Genomic DNA, 1,510 nt, shown 5'->3' with positions numbered 1-1,510 from the left:
TGGCGGCTGCAGCGGCGCGTTCGACCCACTTGGGGACGTCGCCGTAGCGCTGCATGGGGATGAGTTGTCCGGCGGCGGAATCCTCCACCAGTTGGGCCATCCGGCGATCGCGGGTGGTTTCCTGCTTGGCGGAGAGGACCCAGTTGGAGCAGACCTTTCGGTAGGTCCTGGTCGCTGCTTGCCAGAAGGCGGTGGCGGCCGGGTTGGCGGCGAGGTCGGCGGCGTAGGCGTCGGGCAGGACGATCTCGCCGTCGACCTCGTGCGTGTACGGCGCCGGGTCGGTCTTGCGCTGTTCCCAGATCGCCAGTCCGCTCGGCTGCATGCGGCCCTCGGCCTTCAGCTGCTCGACGAAGTCGAGGTTGACCTTGCTCCAGTTGCTGGTCTTCTTGCGCGGGCTCCAGCGTTGGCGCCGGGTGTCCTCGTCGATGCGCTGCGCGATCGAATCGATCCACCCCCAGCACAGGGCCACGGGTACGGCTTCCTCCCAGGTCAGCCCACGCTCGGGGACGTGCTTCTTGTTCAGGCCCATCCAGAGCTCGGTCTCGGTGTCGTGGTTCGCTGCGAGCCACGCGTCGAACTCGGCGGCGTCGGCGAAGAAGCGCGCCGGGCGCTCCTCGCTGCCACCCATGCGACCGGGCACTCGATCCTTCGCCATGGCGCCAGCCTGCCACTCGTCACCGACACCCGGGCCCGTGCGACATGCTGGTCCCATGACCCGACCCACCGTGGCCATCGGTGCCCTCGGCGGCACCATCGCCTCGACCTCCACCGATGGGGCAGAGGTCGTGCCCACGCTGTCGGCCGCGCTGCTGGCCGAGGCGGTGCCCGGCCTTGCCGAGATCGCGGACATCCGGGCCGAGACGCTGGCGATGCTGCCGAGTCCGTCCCTCGACGAACCGACCATCCTGCGGGCACTTCGCTGGGCGCAGGCCGCTGTCGACGCAGGAGCGACGGGCGTCGTACTCACGCAGGGGACGGACACCCTGGAGGAGGCGGCCTACCTGCTCGACCTGTTCTGGGACCGTCCCGAACCGCTCGTGCTGACCGGTGCGATGCGGTCTCCACAAGCGGCTGGGGCCGACGGTCCTGCGAACCTGCTCACGGCGGTGCGCTGTGTCCTCGCGCCGTCGTCGCGTGACCGGGGCGTCCTGGTTGCCTTCGACGACGAGATCCACCAGGCGCGGTGGGTGGCGAAGACCGACTCGATGTCGACGAGCGCCTTCCGTTCGGCGGTGTTCGGGCCGATCGGCCGGTGTGTCGAGGCCGAGGTCGCGTACGGCGTCCCGGCCGGTCGGGTGGCGCCCCTGCGCCTGTCGGCAGGGCAGGAGGCCGACGACCCGCGGGTGCCGCTGCTGGCGACCTACCTCGGGGACGACGGGTACGTCGTCGACGCGATCCGTCCCGATGACGTGGACGGACTCGTGATCGCCGGGTTCGGTGCCGGCCACGTGTCCGCCGCCATGGCCGAGGCGGTCGGCCGGATCGCCCGGCAGGTGCCGGTGGTGTTCGC

Annotated in this window: 2 protein-coding genes; one reads left to right on the top strand and one right to left on the bottom strand. The window is 70.9% G+C overall.

The window, feature by feature from the left end; all coding sequences use genetic code 11:
* Positions 1–655 (bottom strand): YdeI/OmpD-associated family protein (locus tag ACOADB_RS09025; RefSeq protein WP_378597626.1); only part of this gene is annotated, 655 nt, incomplete at its 3' end.
* A 55-nt stretch (positions 656–710) separates the two neighbouring features.
* Here ACOADB_RS09025 and ACOADB_RS09020 point away from each other — a divergent pair.
* Positions 711–1,510: asparaginase (locus ACOADB_RS09020; RefSeq protein WP_378597625.1), on the top strand; the 800-nt coding region annotated here is incomplete at its 3' end.

It is taken from the genome of Nocardioides sp. CPCC 206348 (genome assembly GCF_048654705.1).
Taxonomy (GTDB): domain Bacteria; phylum Actinomycetota; class Actinomycetes; order Propionibacteriales; family Nocardioidaceae; genus Nocardioides.
The sequence above is the reverse complement of the archived record's forward strand: the minus strand, read 5'-3'. Positions and strand labels throughout refer to the sequence as shown.